We start from the raw sequence: 18,482 nt of genomic DNA on the forward strand, positions 1-18,482 counted from the left end.
ATCAGGGGTCGCGTTTTTTATATCAATCCGCAAACTGCATGGATAATCTGTTTTCGATCATTCCTACGCAGAGCGTCGGCATGATCAATACACCGCAAGCGTTTTCATGCCCGCTGATTTACCAGCCATGCTCGAAGGGAATACCGAGGCGCAAAGTGATAAGGAAATTTTTTACGAACAGGCAACTTAGTCTGTGGGTGGTGGCAGTTCTATCGGTCAGTGCGATCTTTATGGCTTTTCTGATGCTTGGCGATGTTTCGAGCCGTCACGATATGAAAATGATCAAAACGAAAGAACCGTTGCTGATCGAAGGTCCGAATGGCGACGAGAATTACTATGTCCTGCCTCTAGGTACCACGCTATATCACGATAAAAGTTTTCCTGAAGGGCATGATCGTTATGTGGTGTATCTCAACCACAAAGGAGCTATTGCCCACGAAGAAGTACCGATGAAACCTGAGTATGGCGGTTCCTTTATTGATCCGCTCTGGTTGGCCAATGTTGATGCGGACAATTTGAAAGACATTTTCAAGCGTTTCCCGCTTTCCAAAAAAGACATCGCCGCCGCTATCAAAGCCAATGAAATAACCAAGGATGATTTGGCCGACATCATTCGCTCGATGCCAGATTGATCGACTCTGTAGGAGCTGCCGAGGGCTGCGATCTTTTGATTTTGATTCTAAAAAACAAGATCAAAAGATCGTCCGATCGCGGCCCGAGCCTTCGGCAGCTCCTACAGGTGTTACTTGGCCATTTGGGTGCCGAGCTCTCGGGCGACATTCAGTTGCTGCCCGGGATCACGCAACTCCGACTCCGGCAGCAACGTCGAACTCAGCACCGTCGCCCCGCTATAATTGAAAATCCCGTGTTCGATCTGCGCCTTCATCGCCGCGCCATAGCCATGGCGCTCATAGGTGCGCGCGTCCGCCCCGGCGAGTTGGACCAGATGCACTCGCATGCGCTGAAGCAGCTTCACATGGCTGAGGTCACCGCCGAAATCAAACGCCCAGCCATTGCTGAAAACCCGGTCGATCCAGCCCTTGAGCAGCGCCGGCATCGACCACCAATACACCGGGTACACCAGCACCAATGTGTCGGCGCGATCAATGCGTGTCTGTTCGGCCAGCACATCTGCAGGCGGCTGAGCCTCGCGGTGATGCACGGCAAAATCCGCAGCGCCGAAGCGGGGTTCGAAGCCTTCAGCGTACAGGTCGGCGAATTCGACGGTGTTGGCTGGATCAGCCAGTGTCAGGCCTTCGGCGATCTGCGCCGCCACGCCATGAGTCAATGAGCGCGGATCGTGATGCGCGATAACAATCAATGCGTGCATGGGAAATCTCCTGTTGGTGAAGACAGATCAAGGCTTATATACTCTTGGTAAGTTACGGAAAGTAAGTTACGTTTGGTATATAGCGATGTCAACCCACGAAATGTCCGAAGAGAATTCCCCCGTCCAACCGCGCCGGCGTCTGTCCCGTGAAGACCGCCTGCGCCAGTTGCTCGACGTTGCCTGGCAGATCATCCGAGTCGAAGGCACCGATGCCCTGACCCTCGGTTACTTGGCCGAGAAGGCTGGCGTGACCAAGCCGGTGGTCTACGACCACTTCGTCACGCGTGCAGGATTGCTGGCGGCGCTGTACCGGGATTTCGATGCCCGTCAGACCGTGGTGATGGATGCCGCTATTGCTAACTGCCAGCCGTCGTTGGTCGGCACCGCGTCAGTGATCGCAAGTGCGTATGTCGATTGCGTATTGCTGCAAGGCAACGAAATTCCCGGGGTGATTGCCGCGCTGGCCAGCACGCCGGAACTTGAGAAGGTCAAGCGTGAGTACGAGGCGATCTTCCTTGAAAAATGTCGGAGCGTCCTTGCGCCTTTTGCCAGTGGCGGGCAGATCACCCAAGCGGGACTGCGGGCAATGCTCGGCGCCGCCGAAGCGCTTTCCCAAGCGGCAGCCAACCGCGAAATCAGCGCCGAAGAAGCCAGCAACGAGCTTTTCGCAACGATCATTGCGCTGGTCGAAAGAGCGGCCGCCCGCGCGACTATTGGAACTTGAGCCCCCCGGCGCTTGAGCCTCACGGGCTCCACTTCCTCCCCATCAAAGAGCTTTGCGGCTCTTTTTTTGTCTGCGTAAATCAGCGCGAAGGTTCGTTGTCACTGCGAATAGACTGCCACACCGCTTGCGCCAGCAACTCGCGATACGCCGTTGGACTGCCCTTCACCCTTCCTGCCAACCAGGCTCGGCAATAACTGTCGGCCTGGCCGATGATCAGCGACGGCAACAGTTCGGCAGGCAGCGCCTTGAGTTCAGCGGCGCGCCCGGACTCGGCCAGCCACTCACGCAGACGCACATTGCGCGTCTTGTTGCGCTCGGCCAATTCTTCCTTGAACGGGCCCTTGGTCACGGCAAACCGCGCGTGGTACTGAAACCGCGCCCATTCCGGTTGGCGCTCGACCCAATCGACATAGCTGAACACCAGCGCCTGCACGCCTTCTTCCGTGGTGTTTGCCGCGTCCAGATAGGCGTCACGCAGGCGCGCCTGATCCTCAAGGGCAGTAAAGAACAGCGCCGCCACCAGGCCTTCCTTGTTGCCGAAATGGTGGTAGATCGCACCGACGCTGGTATCGCATTCGGCGCGGATCATGTCGATGGTGGTGGCTTCGATGCCCTGCTCGTTGAACAGGCTCAGGGCCTTGCGAAAAATATCGCGCTTGAGTTCGGCCCGGCGGCCCGGGTAGCTGCGTTCAAGTAAATCTGCGGTGTCCATGCGGCTCAAGCCTGAAATATGGAGTTGAAAAGGCACGCCGTGCCTATGGCAAAAACGCGCCTAGGTTGACAGATTTCCCACAGACAGAATACCGTTCCGTTACAGAACAATATTCTGTAACGGAACATAATTCCGTAAAACGCTTCCATTGAGGTTTCTCCATGAGCCAGTTTCTCAGCATGTTCAATAGCGCAGGCCCTCAGGCCTTCAGCCAGATGGCCTGCCAGGTTGCGCCGTACTTCAGCAGCATCAACCCGCTGGTGACCGAGTTGCGCGCGAATGCCGCGACAGTGCAAGTGCCGTTTCGCCGCGAGATCACCAATCATTTGGGCACCGTGCATGCGATCGCCATGTGCAATGCGGCGGAACTCGCGGCCGGGATGATGACTGACGTCTCGATCCCAGCCGGCGCCCGCTGGATTCCCAAGGGCATGACCGTGGAATACCTGGCCAAGGCGAAAACCGATGTGACGGCCGTGGCCACTGGCGACGGCGTCGATTGGCAGAGCGAAGGCGACAAGATCGTCACCGTGGACATTCACGATACCGAGGGCAAACACGTGTTCACGGCGCGGATCACCATGAACGTGAAACTTGCCTGAACACTGCGGCCACAAAAAAGCCCCTGCTGCCGGACTCGCAACAAGGGCTTTCGGGATGCCTATGGCTGATCAGTGAACGGTCAGCCGTTGGCGGACAAATTCCTCGGTGTGACGGGTGGTTTGATCGAGATGCCTGTCGCGCTGCTTCTCGGCATCGAGCATGGCGCGCTTGCCGTTTTTCTGTAGCAGATAGGTGTGGATCTGCTGCACCTCCAGCGAACGGTAGATCGGCATGGTGTCGATGAACCCATGCAAGCCGTTGCTGCGGTAATGCCGCGTACTCATCAGCACTTGCGTCTCGCGCTGGCCGATCACCTCAAAGCCCAGTGCCTCGAAATACGGGACTTTGCCGACAGTGCAGGCCAGTTCGGCGTGGGGATAACGCCCGACCATTTCACTGATCATTGCCCGCGCCACGCCCTGACGCCGATGCCCTTCGCGCACGGCCATGTAAGCGACGCTGCACGCCTCCCAATCGCCCTGCACCGGCAGGTACAACAGGAAACCGATGACTTGCTCCGGGTCGTCGTCATCGGTGGCAACCAGCAATTCCACATCCGTGCCCTTCTCGCCATTCAACGCTTCCAGATACAGATGCACCTCATAGCCGACCGCGTACTGATAGACGTTGTACAACAGGTTGCTCGGGCCGAGCCCCACGGCGCTGATGTCGGTCAGGTAGTCGACGACCATCTGCAGAATCTGGCTGTTGACGCCTTCGGGGCATGGGGTTTTGTAGTGGGTGATGCGTGGCATGACGAGCGACCTCCGGCGGAAAACCGCGACATCATACCTTGTGGGCTGACTTCGCCTGTATCGGCAACGACAAATCGAATGTGGCCGAGCCCTTACGTTCCCGCAGGGTTGTGCCTGAAAAAAATTTCATCTACGGCAAACAGGATTTTTTGCGGATTTGGCATCCAATTCTTCAGCTGCGTTCACTTTCCGACGCAGGCCTTGAGGAGTTGTCATGAGCGTTTTGCGTTCCCTGTCCAAATGGCGAAAAACCTGGCTGCTGGTGCCGTTGACCCTGGCAGCGCTGGCCAGCGGCCCGGTGTTTGCCCAACAAGTGGTGATCGTCCAGCAAGCCCCACCGCCAATGCGCATGGAAGTGATGCCCGGCCCGCGTCACGGCTATGTCTGGGACCAGGGCCATTGGCGCTGGCAAGGACGTGGTTATGTGTGGATGCCCGGTCACTGGCAACCGGTGCGGTACAACGCGCACTGGAAACCGGGGCACTGGCAGGCACGAGGGCCGAACTGGTTCTGGGTTGAAGGGCACTGGGTGCGTTGATTGCAACGCGCCTGCACTGATCACTTTGCGGGAACACCATCATGTCGAAAGCCGTTAAATCCCTGCTCGCCGCCACGCTGGTCGCCATCACCCTGTCCGGCTGCGTCGTCGCGCCGGCCCGGCCGCATCGGCCACCGCCGCTGGTGGAAGTCGTGCCGGTCATGCCTGCACCGGGTTATCACTGGGTCGCCGGTCACCACCGCTGGGCCGGTAATCAATGGCGCTGGGTACCGGGGCACTGGCGGGCGTATTGATCGTTGAGGACTGGCGTCACCGCGGTGGCGCCGCCGTATTCACTTGATCCGATAGTGAAAGGTATTGCGCACCGCCGGCACTGACACGGCGACGCCGTCGATGATCCGCGGCTGATAACGGAAGGTTTGCGCCGCGGCCATCGATGGGCGAATAAACAATGGATGGCAGCCGTCCAGCACCTTGGGGTTTTCGACCCGGCCTTGCGGGTTGACCGTGTATTCCACGGAGCAATCACCTTCGATGTTTTTATCCAGCGCCCGCTCCGGATATTCCGGCGCTTCTTTGCTCAGCGGCAGGTATTGGCGGCTGTCGGCCAGCGCCTGCTGGCGCGCACGTTCGGCCTGCTGCGCCTGCTGTTGGGCCTGGGCGGCCTGTTGCTGCGCAGCCTGTTGCTGCGCCAGACGTTGCCGGGCGGCGTCATCTTCACGCTTGCGCGCTTGCTCGCGTTGTTGCTCGGCCAGTTGCTCGCGTTTGCGCTCTTCCACTCGCTTGCGCGCCAAGGCAGCCTGCTCGATCTTTTGCGTTTGCGGTGCTGGCTCGGCCTTTGGCTTGACGGGTTCGACCGGCGCCGCCGCCACCGGCTCGATGACCGGTGCAGGCGTCGGTTCAGGCGCGGGAGGTTGCGCGACGGGCGGTGCCACCATCACTAATTGCGTGGTCAGCACCCGAGGTGGCGGAACCTGCGGGATCGGCGGCGACCAGGCGTTGATCAGCAGCACTAGCACCACGACGTGCAAGGCCACCGCCAGCGTCGCCGCGAGGCTGTGTTGCCAGAAAGGGTTGCGCGGCATCGGCGCGCAAATCGTTGCAGGACTGTGCATGATCATCGCCGTCATTGCGGGGCCTCGGTCACCAGCCCGAGGTTAGTGACACCACCCTGTTGCAACGCCGCCATGGCCGCCACAACACTGCCGTAACCGGCGTCCTTATCGGCGCGGATGTACACCTGCGTGTCAGCACGCTGCGCGACGATCTGCTCGACCTTGGCGCGCATTTCATCAAGGGCCACGGCGCTGTCGGTCTGATGTTGGGTGTCGAGTTCGCCGCCCAGATTCCAGTAATAACCACCCTCGACTTTCACCGACAACGTCAGGATTTGCTGGCGCGTGTCGGTAGCCAGGGCTTCGCTGGCGATCTTCGGCAGCTCGACCTTCACGCCGTGGGTGAGCATCGGCGCGGTGACCATGAAAATCACCAGCAGTACCAGCATCACGTCGATATACGGCACCACGTTCATTTCGGCCTTTGGCCCGTGCTTGCGTTGCGGCCTGACTAGCATCGTGTTTCTCCTTTCAGGCCGCAGCGGCGAGGTTCAACGGCGAGCCGTGCAATTGCCGATGCAGGCGCACTTGCAGCTCGTTGCCAAAGGCGTAGTAACGGGTGAGCAAAGTCTGGCTGCGTGCCGAAAAGCGGTTGTAGGCGATGACCGCAGGGATCGCCGCGAACAGGCCGATGGCCGTGGCGATCAACGCTTCGGCAATGCCCGGCGCCACCGTCGACAGCGTCGCTTGCTGCACCTGAGACAAACCAAGAAACGAATTCATGATCCCCCACACGGTGCCGAACAGGCCGATGTAAGGGCTGACCGAACCGACCGTGGCGAGAAACTGCAGGCCCTTTTCCAGTTGCACTTCCTGCTCGCTGATGGCGACGTGCAGCGCGCGTTCGACGCCTTCCTGCACCGCATCGGCGTTGCCGTCAGCGTGCCGGTTCAGGTGATTGAACTCGGCAAATCCGGCATTGAAGATCGGCTCGATCCCGGCCTCGGCCACCGCCACCTGCGCCGACTCGCGATACAGCGGCAACAACTCCGGGGTGTGGCGGAAACGCTGGACGAAATCATTCAGGCGTCGCTCACGTTGTCGCAGTACGCGACTGCGCAGCACGATCAGATACCAACTGAGCATCGACGCCAGCAGCAGAATGAGCATCACGGCCTTGACCAACAGGCTCGCATCGCTGATCAGCCCCCAGATTGTCATGTGTTCGAGTGTGGCCTGCATGGTGAAACTCCTTGTGGGCAATGGCGGTCGCCGCCAGAGACGTCGACCGCGTCGCTATTCGATGAAAAACAAATGACCGATTGATGACAGCTCAGGGCAACTTCAGCGCCTGGGTGACTTCATCCCACGGCACGAACTTGAAGTTCTGACTTTGCTCGGGCATACGCTTGCGGCCGTCCTGCACCACCAGCAAGCCTTTGCCCCACGGCCCGCCGAGGTTGGCTGAAGTGACTTCCAGACCATCGGTTTCCGAGGCACCGTCTATCCCTGCATCCGCGTTGAGGCCAACCCGGAACGCACCGCGCACGGCGAATGGCGGTTCGGCATCCAGCAGCAGATAGCTGTCGTTGCCCTGGCTGGACACCACCAGATAGTCGCGCGCCGCGCTCTGATACAACGCCAGACCTTCGACATCGGCATGCAACGGGCCACCGACCTTGATCACACTGGCGAGGGTCGCAGGCTGATCGGCGCGGGCATCCACGGCCCAGACGCCGACATCCTCTTCACCAAGAAACAGGCGCTGACGCTGGTCGTCGGCGACACACCCTTCAGGCTGACTGTCGACTTTGAACTGGCGCACCAACTCGCCCTGCACCTTGCCGTTCGGCGCAGCGAGGCGGTATTGCAGGAAGGTGCCGTCCTTGTCGTTGGCGATCGCGTAGATCTCGCCGCTGGCCGGCTGGTACAGGCAAATGCCGTAGATGTCTTTGAGCGGCGTCGGCACTTCGCCGATGTCGCGCAACTCGCCACTGCGGCGGTCGATGGCGAACAGGCTGAGGCTGTTGTGATCGCGATGGCTGGCCACCGCCAGATCGACGGTCTGCTCGCCGAGTTTGAAGTTCGGTCGCACGTCGACGTTGTTCAAACGCCCAACCGGCAACTCCTGCACCAATTTGCCTTGCAGGTCATACACCAGCAGACCTTGCTTCTTGTTGGTGCCGAGCACGCGGCTGAGGGATGGCTGCTGCGGATGCACCCAGATCGCCGGATCGTCCGCCGCATCGCCCTGGCGTGCCACCGGGTCGCTCTGCACTTGCGCCGCGACGCTCGGCAGCACTGGCGGCAATGCCAACGGTGTCGCGCGCCAGTCGAGGTCGCCTTGATAGACACGGCCATCATCATCGTCGCGGATCAACACTTGCAGGCCTTTGGCGGTTTCGCGCAGGGCGAGGTTTTCCGGTTCTTTAAGGCCAGGCACAGGCAACGTTGCCTGCACCGTCCAGCGCTCACCCTGTTGCTGAAACAGATGCAATTGCGCAGCTTTCGGATCGAGGCCGACAATGCCGCCAGGCACCAGCGCGACGGCGCCCGCCTCGGCTTTGATCTGGCCGAACGGTTCACGCATGGCCACTGGCGAACGCGTTACATCGCCTTCAGCCCGCGCCGGGTAAGCCCACCAGCCGACATTCTCTTCATTGACCACCAACTGATGCGCGGCGTCATCGACCCGGCAGAACTTCGCCGACGGTGGCAGCGGCAAACCGCGCACCCGTTGCGCCTGCGCGTTCAGCTTCGCACCCTTGCCCACCAGCCATTGCTCGCCCTTGCCCTCCTCGCCCACCAGAAACACGAACAGGTTGTCGGCGTCATCGCGATACAGACACACGCCGTTGACCGCAAAATCCCGCGCGGGCAAATGCAGCGGCGTGCCCCAGGTGCGCTTGGCCGGGTCAAGCCCGACCACCAGTGCCTGCTGGTTGGCGTTGTCGAGGCTGGCCACCCACACCCGGCGATCATCGGCGCGACTGTCCAGACTGCTGAAAGAGCCCTTCAGGCGCGCCAGCTCCGCGCCTTGGTCATCGAGTAACAACAGGCCGTTGACGGGACTGACGCCCAAGCGCAGGTCACCCGGTAAAAAACTCAGTTCTTCAAGCGTCAGTTTCGGCGCCCAAGGGGTGAGCGTCAGGCTCGGTGTGGCGGCCAGCGTCTGGCCGGCAGCCAGCGCGATCAGTGCGCCCAACAGCCAATGTTTATGTCGCAGAGAAATACTCATGAACCGGCAGAATCCTTGTCGTGCATGGATCGACGGCGGCACCCGGCCGCCCTCCGAGGCTTAGAAGTGGGTGAAGGTCAGGCCGAGCTTGTAGGTCGGGCCGTACTCTTCGTACTGGCCGTTGTAGGAGCGGTGGCCGGTGGATACGAAGTACGGCTCGTCAGTGAGGTTTTGCGCCTCGAAGCTCAGTTGCAGGTTTTTGCTCAGCGAATAGCGCGCGCTGAAATCGACAAAGGTTTGCGCATCGACATGCAGGTCGTGGGCCTTGTCGTTGATCGAGGCCAACTCGTAGAGGTAGTCGGATTTGTAGTTGGCCGACAGGCGCAGGCTGACCTTGTCGTTCTCCCAGCCGAGCATCAGGTTGCCCACGGTGTCGGACTGGCTCGGCAGATCAATGCTGCGTTTGCGGTTGCGCCCGCTGGCCGCGTCGAAGCCTTCGATCTCGGCGTCAGAGCGGCTGAAGGTGGTGTTGGCACCCAGCAGCAAGCCGTTCCACGGCGCCGGCAGCCAGTCGAATTTCTGTGAGTAGGCCAACTCCAGGCCATAGAGTTTGGCGCTGTCGCCGTTGGCAAAGGTGTTCGCTTCGGAGAAATCGGTCCAGGCGCCCGTGCCGGCCAGGTCGGTGTTGTAGACGAAGTTCTTGATGTCTTTGTAGAACACGAACGCCGACACCGTACCGGCATGGCCCATGTAGTGTTCGATACCGAGGTCGAGGTTGCTCGACTCCAGCGGTTTGAGGTCCGGGTTGCCGAACGTTGCCTCGTCGTCATCAATGACAAAACCCGGCGCCAGTTGGCCAAAGGTCGGGCGCACCACGGATTTGGTCCACGCCGCGCGAACCTGGGTGTTTTTGTCCAGTTGATAGCGTGCGTGCAGGCCCGGCAGCCAGTGGTGGTAACGACGCTTGGTTTCGGTGGCCTCGAAGTCGCCGTCAGTGGCGCCAGTGCCTTTGGCTTCGAACTCGGTGCCCTCGTAACGCAGACCTGCGATGAAGCGCCAGTCGTCGATGTCGATCGTGTTCATCAGGTAGCCGGCGTTGATGTCCTCGCGCATCTTGAAGTCGTTGACGGTCGATTCGGTCTCGTCATAGAAGTCGTCGCGGTTGAGCCCGCCGATCAGGTTCTTGATCGCGCTGCCGCTGATGCCCGGCCCGAACTGGCCGAGACGATAATCCACCGAGCCCTTGGCGAAGCGGCTGAGGTTGAGTTGATCGTCGCTAAAGCCGAGGTCATCGAAGTCCTCGTAGACCCGGGCGTCGAGGTCGTTGTCCTTGTTGCGGCGGCTGACTTTGCCGCCGAACTTGACCTGAGACGCATAGCCGCTCAAGTCATAGTCACGGGCCAGATCCAGGCGCAGATTTTTCTCGGTGTCCTTGGTGTTCTGCTTTTCCCAGTCGACCTTGTCGAGGCTGAAGTTGTTGGCGTCGTAGAAGCCTTGGCCAATGATCGGCCGTGGCTTGTCGTTGCTGTAGAAACCGCTGTCGCTGAAATCGTCATTGCCCGCGAACGCCGCATTGGCGATGTGGCCGGGGCTGTCTTCGCTGGAGCGGCTGTAACCGGCCTGGCCGCTGAGGGTCCACAGCCCGAACATGCGTTCGCCGCCGAACACGTAGGACTGAATTTCCTGGGTTTCTTCGCGCTGCTTCAGTTTGCGTGAGCCTTCGGCATCGCCCAGTACGCCGGCGGCTTGCGGCTCGGCGAATTCGATGCTGGTGGAGTTGCGGGTTTCGCTGTCCTTGTAGCGGCTGTAGAGGGTGCGCAGGTAATAGCTGCTCAGGTCGTCGGGCTTGTAATCGAAGTTCAGACCGCCGCCGGTGCGTTCGCGGCTGATGTCGTAGTCACGCTGTTCGAACTCTTCCAATTGCGCACCGCGCTGGAAATCCCAGGCGCCGCCGGTTTCGACGTTGTCGGAACCGAAATCGCGCTTCTGCCAGCTCAGCGCGGCAGCCACACCGAAGTTGTCGATGCCGTCACCGAGGCTGAAACGGTCACTGATTGCGCCGGAAAATTTCGGGCTGGTCTGGTGGCTGTTCTTGTCGTAGCTGGCTTCGGTGCCGCCGGTATAGAACAGGCCTTTGTGATCGAAGGCCGAGAGGCTTCTGACGTCGACCGTGCCACCCAGCGAGTTGGCGTCCATGTCCGGGGTCAGGGTTTTGATAACCGACAGCGACTGCACCAGCTCCGAGGGCAACACATCGAGGGCTACGGCGCGGCGCTCGCTTTCCGGCGACGGCACCAGCGTGCCGTTGATGGTCACGCTGTTCAGGTCCGGCCCCAGGCCGCGCACGCTGACAAAACGCCCTTCGCCCTGATCACGTTCAACGCTGATGCCCGGCAAACGCTGCGCCGCTTCAGCGACGTTTTCGTCCGGCAACTGCGCCACGCCGTCGGCATGCACCACGCTTTCGATGCTGTCGGAGCGGCGCTGCTGCTTGAGCGCCGAGTCGATGCTGGCGGCCTGGCCGACGACTTCGACGTGCTCGACATTGGCGGTGGCGTCGGCGGCGTGCAGGCGCTCACTGGCCATCGCCATGGCCAATGCGGTCAGGGCGAAACTGAAGAGCCCGACGGTGCCGCTGCGCGGATGACTGCTGCGCTGGTACATGATTGTTCTCCCCCAAAGAGTCCGGTCAGGCCAGGCAAATGGCCCAGCAACTGAGAGGGCAAGCTAGGGGCGACGGATGACGCTTCTGTGACAGGACGTGGCGGCAGAGCCCGTAAACCCGGGGTTTCGCGGGTACTGCGGGGACAAATGAGCTGAAATGACCTCTTCAAACCACCATCGTCTCCTGTGGGAGCGAGCCTGCTCGCGAAGGCGGTGTGTCATTCACAATGCGTTTGCTGACCCACCGCCTTCGCGAGCAGGCTCGCTCCCACAGGGTCGGTGGTGTTTTGCGAAAAAAATCACCCGCCTCGATGAGCTGATTCGACCTCCCCACGCCGTCACCCGGCTGTCACAAACATCTGCTGTGCTGACGCGCATTGCTTCTTCGCCAAAGGATCGCGGCCATGTTCTCAGTGCTCAAACCTCACCGTTGGAAACTCGCTGCACTGCTGCTGGCGGCCAACCTCGGTCTGCTTCTGCATCTGGCCTGCGGCGACCTGAAGTCATTCAGTGAATGGGTCTGGCTGGACATCATCGGCGAAGGCGGCTCGGCGCTGTTGGCACTGGTCTGGCTGGGGCTGGTACTGAAAAGCCGTCCGGCCGGGCGCGTGACCAATTACCTGGCGCTGGGCCTGAGCTGCATCTTCTTTTCCTGGTGGATCGACAGCCTCGACGAATTCATCCGCCTGCCCGACAGCATCACCTGGGATCACTGGCTGGAGTCGGGGCCGATGCCGGTGGGCATGATTCTGCTGACCATCGGCATCTATCACTGGCACCGCGAACAACTGGCGATCAGCGCGCAAATGGAAAAACGCGAGCGGCTGTTCCGCGAGCATCGGCTGTTCGACAAGCTCACCCCGCTGGGCGGTGCCGACTATCTCAAGCGGCAACTGGCCGACAGCCTTGGCGAGAGCATCGCGCACCAGCAACCGCTGTCATTGCTGGTGCTGGATCTGGACAACTTTGCCGCGATCAATCAGGCCTACGGACATGCCGAGGGGGACGCGGTGTTGCAGGCCCTCAGCCATTTGCTGCTGCTCAATCTGCGCCGTCAGGATTTGCTCTGCCGATTGGCCGGTGATCGCTTTGTGGTGTTGCTGCCAAACACCGGCGAGCGTCAGGCGCAACTGCTCGCGCAAGAGCTGCAAGCCGCCGTACACGCCCTGGCGCACAAGACCCGACAGCATGGCGAACGCCTGCAACTGGCGGCCAGCACGGCGGCGGTCATGGCCCTGGACGAGACGCCCGAAGTGCTGCTCAAACGCCTAAACCTGGCACTGGCCCGCGCCAAATCGCCCTTAGCCAAAAGCGCCTGAGGCCGACCATGACCGTTAAATCCACTTGGTACGAAGCCGACAGTCGCTTCATCCCCGGGCATTACCAACCCGCGACATTGATCGATCTGGCCCTGTCTCGCGATATCGACAGCCATCGTCTTTTGCGCGGTACAGGCCTGTTCCATGAAGACATTCTGGCCGGCCAGACGCGCCTCAGCCCGCAGCAGTTTCTCGGCCTGATCGACAATAGTCGCCGCTTGCTCGACGCCGATGACAGCAGCTTCCTCTTCGGCCAGCGCTTGCTGCCCGGTCACTACGGCGCCGCCAGCCACGCCTTGCGTCACGCGCAAAACCTGCATCAGGCGCTCGATACGCTGGTCCAGCAACAAGCCCTGCTCAGCCCCTTGATGACGCCGCGCCTGCTGCTGGATGAGCGCTTTGCGTACGTCTATTGGCTGGACAGTTGCGGTGCCGGCGAACAATGGCGGTTTTTGCTGGAAGCGGGCATGACGTCTCTGGTGGCCATGAGTCAGTGGCTCAGCGGCGAACGTCTGCCATGGGAATGCAGTTTCAGCCATGCCGAGCCGCGTTACGTCGAACAATATTGGGTGCATCTGGGCGAGCAGACTCAGTTCAAACGCCCGCTGGACTTGATGCGCATTCCCCGCGAGTTTCTCGCCCGGCCCTGGCCCGACGCCTCGGCGACTGCCGGCCAGGTCGCCCGTCAGGAAGCCGTGCGGCAGATCGAGCAACTGGGGTTTGCCGAAAGCTTCACCGATTGCCTGTACCGCCACTTGCAAGATCAAGTCCGCCAGCCGCCGAGTCTGGAACAAGCCGCGCAGGCATTCGCCATGAGCCCGGCCACCCTCAAACGCAAACTGCAAAAACACGACACCGGGTTCCAACAACTAGTGGATCTGGTGCGCAAACACGTCGCGCTGTACCTGTATCAGGTCAAAGGACTGAGCAACGAGGAAGTGGCCGATTACCTGAGCTTCAGTGATCCGGCGAACTTCCGGCGCTCCTTCAAGCGCTGGACCGGCAGCACACCGAATCTCATCCGCCAGTTGTTCGGCAGCCATTGATCCTGCGCATGACCTGAAGTCACTGCTGGGGCGCCACGACCCGAAACTTGATGGCGATGTCCTTGGACACCACCGTGTCCGCCCACTCCCCCACGCCGAGGCCAAACTCGTCGCGTTTGAGCAGCAACTCACCGTCGAAAATGCCGATGACGCTGTCCGGCTTCAACTCCACCGGCACTTGCACCTCACGGGTGATGCCTTTGAGAGTGAGCTGGCCGGCGACCAGGTAGCGGTTTTCGGCCACTTGCGTGAAATGACTGGATTCGAATAGCGCCACGGGGAATTGCTGCGTGTCGAACCACGCCGGTTTCACCAATTCAGTGTTGGCGTCTTCACTGCCGGCGTCGATGCTGCTGAGGTCGATGCGCAACGTGGTGCGGGCGCTGGCGAGGTTATCGGTGTCGAAGTCCAGGGTCGCATCGAACTTGCCAAAGGTGCCATACATCCGCGAGCCCATCTGGTTGTAGGTGAAACTGATCTGGCTGGCGGTGGTGTTGACGCGGTTGTACTCGACAGCCTGCACGGCAGGGGTGGCGCACAGGTAAAACGCGACAGCCAGCAGCAATCGGATCGACATGGAATTTCTCCGGGCAGCGCTGCCGTCGAGGGACTTGGTTGACTTAAGCAAACAACCGGCGGTTACGCCACCTCGCCGCCGTGCGAGGACGTCGCGCCATACCTGACACCGCGTCGCAGCCGGTGACGAAGCGCCAGCACCGGGCGCTCGACGTAGTAATACGAAACGCAGCTCAACAGCAACGACAGCATCAATACCGTAATAACCCTTTGAGCGTCGTAATCAGCCGGCCAGAGAGCATACAGGGCGTACATCACCACAAAGTGGTTGAGAAACACGCCGTAGCTGATGTTGCCTAGAAACTCGTCCATCCAGCGGGACTTGAGCCTGCTCAACAGGTAAACGGCCGGGACACCCAACGCTATCCCCAGAGTCACCTCTGCGTTGTTGGGTCGGCGCTCGATCACTCCCGCCATGATGGCCACGAATATCAGGGCGGCCACCCCAGCGGTGCTGGCAGCGATGACCATGCCCCTGGCCCGCGCGCCATACAAATAACTACCGCAGAGAAACATGAACAGTGCGCCCGGCAACAATCGATAGCCGTAGATATCGGTGTCGATGTAGCCGAGGCACGCCACTAGAAAAACGCTGACAGATAAGACGAACGCAACGCCTCGCAGCCTGAAGATGAGCAGAAACGGAATCAGCAGGTAGAAACAAACCTCCAATCCCAACGACCACGCTGGAGGCAGAATCCATGTGCTGGCAACTCCGAACATATAGAAACCCAGTGGCACGATGGCAAGACTGCTGGCGATCCGCGAGAACGTCAGTTCAGCCGCCTGCCCGGTTCCGGGCAAGAGCCAGTAAATGACCGCGCAGGACATGCCGAAATACAACAGGAACTGGGGATACAGTCTGAGCGCTCTATCCAGATAAAACAGGCTGATTTTCTCTGGCGTGTGGTAATTGCGCTCAATCAGCGAAGTCATCACAAAACCGCTGATGATCAGGAAAGAAATGACGGCGACCACCCCGGGATTAAGCCCAGCGATGGTCTTGCCCATATGAGACACGGCGACCAGAACGGCCAACAGCAGTCGAAAAGCCCCCACCTACAACCTCGAACGTTCTTATATTTGTGCTGCGTAACCTACGACGCTTTGCTCCGCGAAAACAGAGTTTTCTGCTCCCGCATGGATCAAACCAGCCGCTCGATCTTCTGATGCTGCCAGACCAGTTTGTAATACAGAGTCTGCAACACCAGCATCCCGAGATACGCCACCGGAAACGCCATCCACACACCCTGCAAACCATACTGGCCATCCAGCCAATACGCAGCCGGCAACTGCACCCCGACTACACAAATGATCGCAATCACCACCGGCACCAACACCGTGCCGCTGGCGCGCATGATGCCGCCGATGATCGCCTGGAAGCCGAACACCAACAGACTCCACAACATGATGTGCAGCAGATGCTCGGCCATCGCCCGGGTCGACTCTTCGGTCAGGAACAGGCCGAGCAACCAGTGCGACAACAGATAGCCCAGCACGATCAGGCCGCCGGTCAGGCACACATTGATCAACAGACCGGTGCGCAGAATCGGCCCCATCCGTTCCAGCCTCCCTGCCCCGATGGCCTGCGCCCCGAGGATAGAAGCGGTGATCGCAATCGACAGCGCCGGGAACTGCACATAGTTGACGATCTGCGTCACCGCGCCATACGCCGCTGTCGCTTGCGAGCCGTGCTGGTTGACCAGGGCCAGAATCACCAGCTCTGAAAGTGACAAGACAATCATCTGCACGCCGGTCGGCAGGCCGATGCGCAGCACTTTGCCAAGAATCGCGCCGTCGAAGCGCAGCGCCGCAAAAAACTCCCGGTCCGGCGCCAGCGGATGGCCCTTGCGAATCAGCCGCCACGAAAGCCACGCCATCGCCGCCAGGTTACCCGCGAGCCCCGCATACGCCGCACTCTGAATCCCCAGTTGCGGCAGGCCGAACCAGCCGCGAATCAGCGCCGACGTGAGTGCCAGCCCGACACAGGTCGACACCACCAGCGCCAGCAACGGCGACAGCGTGTCACTCACTCCGCGCAGTAGTTGCGTGAACAATACAAACACCAGCAGCGACGGCAGAATCCACATCATCACATGGGCATAGGCCACCGCATCGTCCAGAACATCCGCCGGCGTCCCCAACCCCGTCAACGCCTGTCGCGCGAACACACTGCCCAACACCGCCGCCACCAAGCCGATCAATACCCCCAGCAACAGCGTCGCCCCGGCAATCGCCTTGACCAAGTGCGGCTCGCGCGCACCCCACGCCTGACCGATCAACACCCCTGCACCCGCGCCGAGGCCAATCACCAGGGCGATGAAAAAGAACACCACGGGAAACATCCCCGATACCGCCGCCAGCGCCTGGATGCCAAGCATCTGGCCGATGTAGATGCTGTTGACCGTGCCCGACATCGATTGCAGAAAGTTGGACAGCACCATAGGCGCCAGGAACAGCAGGTAGGTGTGCCAGAGGGGTTTGCTGACGCTGGGGGTTTGCATTGAATAGAGGTCCATCTCGACGGCGGGAGGGCTTATGAAGGATAGCTTCGGTGAGTTGGGGACAGGGTGCAATTAACATTTCAGGTGGGTGTTGATTGTTGCGTTCATCGTCTGAGTGACGGCCATGGATGTGTAGGTGACCGCTCGTAGCTGTGGTAAACAACAGCCCATTACAATCTCAGCCATTGAGGCTCTGTTCATGCCCCAATCTCGAAAACTACTGACCAGCACCCTTCTTGCTTTGTTCGCCTGCACCGCTCAAGCCGCCTCGCCCCCTCCAGCACCTGAGGCGCTGAAACCGTTGCTGGAAACACTGAACGAACGCCTGAACATCGGCGATCTCGTCGCGTTGACCAAATGGGACAGCGGCAAGCCGATCCAGGACAGCCCCCGCGAGGCGCAAGTCATCGCCAGTGCCCGCACGCTGGCCGCCGAGCGCAAGCTCGACCCGGAAGATGTAGCGCAATTGATCGCCGCGCAAATGGAGGCCAACAAACTGGTGCAATACGGTTTGCTCGCGCAGTGGCAAGCGGCGGGCGCCGCACCCGACACGCAGCGTCCTGACCTGGGCAAGCAGATCCGCCCGCGCCTGGATGAGCTGCAAACCCGGTTGCTTGCGCAATACGCCGACTTCTTGCCTTATCGCCATGACCCGAATTGCCCGGTCTGGCTGGCGAAGGCGCGCACGGGTCTGACCCACGATGTGTTGCATGAGCTGGCATTGGTGCGCGCCACTGGTGAGTTGTGTGTTCGGGCGGTGAAGGGGCTTTGAGCGCAGTGAAGATCAAAAGATCGCAGCCTGCGGCAGCTCCTACCTTGGATACACGTGGGTTTGCTATACATCATCGGCGTCGATGTTCACCATCACGTCAATGAAGTTCTCATAAAAAATCCGCGGCGTAAGATCGGCTCCATACCAACCAACAACACCCCGGAGCACACGATCATGAAACGCCAAACCCTTCTCAGCGTCGCTTTCTCGGTTTTCGCAGTTAACGCTTTTGCCGCAACCCCGACTCACACCATGGTCGCTGAAGGCGGCTCGGATCGGTTGATTGAAAGTCGTGTGGCTGAGGGCGGTTCGGATCGTCTGATCGAACGCCGTGTTGCCGAAGGTGGCTCCGATCGTCTGATCGAACGCCGTGTTGCCGAAGGTGGCTCCGATCGTCTGATCGAACGCCGCGTTGCCGAAGGTGGCTCCGATCGTCTGATCGAACGCCGCGTTGCCGAAGGTGGCTCCGATCGTCTGATCGAACGCCGCGTTGCTGAAGGTGGCTCTGATCGTCTGCAAGAACGCCGTGTTGCCGAAGGTGGCTCTGATCGTCTGATCGAACGCCGTGTTGCCGAAGGTGGCTCCGATCGTCTGATCGAACGCCGCGTCGCATGAATCAATAGCTCTACCGCAGTCCCCCAGAAAAGCCCGGCCTGATCAGCCGGGCTTTTTTGCGCCCGCAGTTTCGACGCGTTTCATGAACTACGTCGCTGGCAGCCCATCGACAATGTCGCATACCATGGCG

General features: G+C 60.4%; 20 protein-coding genes. 9 read left to right on the top strand and 11 right to left on the bottom strand.

Annotated features, from left to right (window positions below):
- The first annotated feature begins 38 nt into the window (after positions 1-38).
- Positions 39-632, top strand: a complete 594-nt coding sequence (locus ACA074_RS16745) for a hypothetical protein (RefSeq protein WP_497677424.1) — start codon at positions 39-41, stop codon at positions 630-632.
- Between the two features lie 110 nt (positions 633-742).
- Here ACA074_RS16745 and ACA074_RS16750 read toward each other — a convergent pair whose 3' ends face one another.
- Entirely contained in the window at positions 743-1,330 is a 588-nt protein-coding gene (locus ACA074_RS16750; RefSeq protein ID WP_187678409.1) for an NAD(P)H-dependent oxidoreductase, read from the bottom strand.
- Between the two features lie 85 nt (positions 1,331-1,415).
- Here ACA074_RS16750 and ACA074_RS16755 point away from each other — a divergent pair, with 85 nt between their 5' ends.
- Positions 1,416-2,054 (top strand): TetR/AcrR family transcriptional regulator, encoded by a 639-nt coding sequence (locus tag ACA074_RS16755; protein WP_497677425.1) that lies wholly within the window; start codon positions 1,416-1,418, stop codon positions 2,052-2,054.
- A 79-nt stretch (positions 2,055-2,133) separates the two neighbouring features.
- Here the strand turns inward: ACA074_RS16755 and ACA074_RS16760 are convergent, their stop codons facing one another.
- The gene (locus ACA074_RS16760; protein WP_497614553.1) at positions 2,134-2,766 is read right to left on the bottom strand and encodes a TetR/AcrR family transcriptional regulator; all 633 of its coding nucleotides are present in this window, start codon (positions 2,764-2,766) and stop codon (positions 2,134-2,136) included.
- Positions 2,767-2,927: 161 nt separating this feature from the next.
- On the opposite strand from ACA074_RS16760, the gene ACA074_RS16765 reads away from it, so the two are divergent.
- A complete protein-coding gene (locus ACA074_RS16765) occupies positions 2,928-3,368 on the top strand; it encodes a hotdog fold domain-containing protein (protein WP_401267565.1) in 441 nt (146 codons plus the stop codon).
- Between the two features lie 69 nt (positions 3,369-3,437).
- Here ACA074_RS16765 and ACA074_RS16770 read toward each other — a convergent pair whose 3' ends face one another.
- Positions 3,438-4,124, bottom strand: coding sequence for a GNAT family N-acetyltransferase (locus tag ACA074_RS16770; RefSeq protein ID WP_489881008.1), 687 nt, complete (start codon positions 4,122-4,124; stop codon positions 3,438-3,440).
- A gap of 214 nt (positions 4,125-4,338) precedes the next feature.
- On the opposite strand from ACA074_RS16770, the gene ACA074_RS16775 reads away from it, so the two are divergent.
- A complete protein-coding gene (locus tag ACA074_RS16775) occupies positions 4,339-4,662 on the top strand; it encodes a YXWGXW repeat-containing protein (protein WP_187678414.1) in 324 nt (107 codons plus the stop codon).
- Positions 4,663-4,703: 41 nt separating this feature from the next.
- Positions 4,704-4,916, top strand: coding sequence for a YXWGXW repeat-containing protein (locus ACA074_RS16780; RefSeq protein ID WP_187678415.1), 213 nt, complete (start codon positions 4,704-4,706; stop codon positions 4,914-4,916).
- 39 nt (positions 4,917-4,955) lie between these two features.
- Here the strand turns inward: ACA074_RS16780 and ACA074_RS16785 are convergent, their stop codons facing one another.
- The 5 genes from ACA074_RS16785 to ACA074_RS16805 all read right to left on the bottom strand — a co-directional run bounded on the left by ACA074_RS16785 (position 4,956) and on the right by ACA074_RS16805 (position 11,520).
- Positions 4,956-5,753, bottom strand: coding sequence for an energy transducer TonB (locus tag ACA074_RS16785; RefSeq protein WP_497677426.1), 798 nt, complete (start codon positions 5,751-5,753; stop codon positions 4,956-4,958).
- Positions 5,750-6,196, bottom strand: a complete 447-nt coding sequence (gene tolR / locus ACA074_RS16790; protein WP_497677427.1) for a protein TolR — start codon at positions 6,194-6,196, stop codon at positions 5,750-5,752. The genes ACA074_RS16785 and tolR overlap by 4 nt, the downstream gene beginning before the upstream one ends.
- Positions 6,197-6,209: 13 nt before the next feature.
- The gene (tolQ, locus tag ACA074_RS16795; protein ID WP_187678418.1) at positions 6,210-6,920 is read right to left on the bottom strand and encodes a protein TolQ; all 711 of its coding nucleotides are present in this window, start codon (positions 6,918-6,920) and stop codon (positions 6,210-6,212) included.
- Positions 6,921-7,011: 91 nt separating this feature from the next.
- Positions 7,012-8,916: a phytase gene (locus ACA074_RS16800; protein WP_497677428.1), complete on the bottom strand. Its 1,905-nt coding sequence runs from the start codon at positions 8,914-8,916 to the stop codon at positions 7,012-7,014.
- Between the two features lie 60 nt (positions 8,917-8,976).
- Positions 8,977-11,520, bottom strand: coding sequence for a TonB-dependent receptor (locus tag ACA074_RS16805; protein ID WP_497677429.1), 2,544 nt, complete (start codon positions 11,518-11,520; stop codon positions 8,977-8,979).
- Positions 11,521-11,924: 404 nt separating this feature from the next.
- Between ACA074_RS16805 and ACA074_RS16810 the strand changes: the two genes are divergently transcribed.
- Together ACA074_RS16810 and ACA074_RS16815 are read left to right on the top strand one after the other, a co-directional pair.
- Positions 11,925-12,839 carry a GGDEF domain-containing protein gene (locus tag ACA074_RS16810; protein ID WP_187678421.1) on the top strand — a complete coding sequence of 305 codons (915 nt, stop codon included), beginning with the start codon at positions 11,925-11,927 and terminating at the stop codon, positions 12,837-12,839.
- An 8-nt stretch (positions 12,840-12,847) separates the two neighbouring features.
- Positions 12,848-13,885: an AraC family transcriptional regulator ligand-binding domain-containing protein gene (locus ACA074_RS16815; RefSeq protein ID WP_497677430.1), complete on the top strand. Its 1,038-nt coding sequence runs from the start codon at positions 12,848-12,850 to the stop codon at positions 13,883-13,885.
- Between the two features lie 19 nt (positions 13,886-13,904).
- On the opposite strand, the gene ACA074_RS16820 is transcribed toward ACA074_RS16815, so the two are convergent.
- The 3 genes from ACA074_RS16820 to ACA074_RS16830 form a co-directional block, all read right to left on the bottom strand.
- Positions 13,905-14,462 carry a YceI family protein gene (locus ACA074_RS16820; protein WP_497677431.1) on the bottom strand — a complete coding sequence of 186 codons (558 nt, stop codon included), beginning with the start codon at positions 14,460-14,462 and terminating at the stop codon, positions 13,905-13,907.
- 62 nt (positions 14,463-14,524) lie between these two features.
- On the bottom strand, positions 14,525-15,520 hold the full coding sequence (locus ACA074_RS16825) for an acyltransferase family protein (protein WP_497657582.1): 996 nt from the start codon (positions 15,518-15,520) through the stop codon (positions 14,525-14,527).
- Between the two features lie 86 nt (positions 15,521-15,606).
- Complete coding sequence (locus ACA074_RS16830; RefSeq protein WP_497677432.1) at positions 15,607-16,965, bottom strand: MATE family efflux transporter; 1,359 nt, start codon at positions 16,963-16,965, stop codon at positions 15,607-15,609.
- A 199-nt stretch (positions 16,966-17,164) separates the two neighbouring features.
- Here ACA074_RS16830 and ACA074_RS16835 point away from each other — a divergent pair, with 199 nt between their 5' ends.
- Positions 17,165-17,737 carry a chorismate mutase gene (locus tag ACA074_RS16835; protein ID WP_497677433.1) on the top strand — a complete coding sequence of 191 codons (573 nt, stop codon included), beginning with the start codon at positions 17,165-17,167 and terminating at the stop codon, positions 17,735-17,737.
- A gap of 174 nt (positions 17,738-17,911) precedes the next feature.
- On the top strand, positions 17,912-18,352 hold the full coding sequence (locus tag ACA074_RS16840) for a phage infection protein (protein WP_497677434.1): 441 nt from the start codon (positions 17,912-17,914) through the stop codon (positions 18,350-18,352).
- Positions 18,353-18,482 lie beyond the last annotated feature (130 nt).

The sequence above is a fragment of the Pseudomonas sp. LBUM1655 genome (genome assembly GCF_059716085.1).